The organism is Cupriavidus sp. 8B, from assembly GCF_054589115.1.
Genome location: NZ_BAAILO010000267.1, coordinates 1 through 378, shown reverse-complemented (window position 1 = coordinate 378; position 378 = coordinate 1). Strand labels below are relative to the sequence as shown.

1 pseudogene is annotated in these 378 nt (G+C 56.9%); it reads right to left on the bottom strand.

Annotation, left to right across the window (positions count from 1 at the left end):
• A pseudogene (locus tag ACYP5B_RS27015) lies at nucleotides 1–365 on the bottom strand (efflux RND transporter permease subunit); the annotation flags it as partial.
• Nucleotides 366–378 lie beyond the last annotated feature (13 nt).

Below are 378 nucleotides of genomic sequence, written 5' to 3'. Positions count from 1 at the left end.
GTCCTTCGGGACATCATGGCCGCGCAACAGGAGTGCGGAAAGCGCCGGCGAGAGCGTTAGCGAGTTGACCGCCGAGATGACTGTTGAAATCGAGATGGTCAGTGCGAACTGCTTGTAGAACTGGCCCGTCAGCCCAGTCATGAACGCTAGCGGGACGAAGACAGCGATCAGGGTTAGCGCGATTGCGATGATGGGACCGCTGACTCTTTCATCGCCTTGTAGGTAGCCTGTTTTGGCGCAAGGCCATCCGCGATGTTGCGTTCGACGTTCTCGACCACCACGATTGCATCGTCCACCACGATACCGATCGCGAGCACGAGACCGAATAAGGAAAGCGCGTTAATCGAGAAGCCGAACAGATGCATCAACCCGAACGTT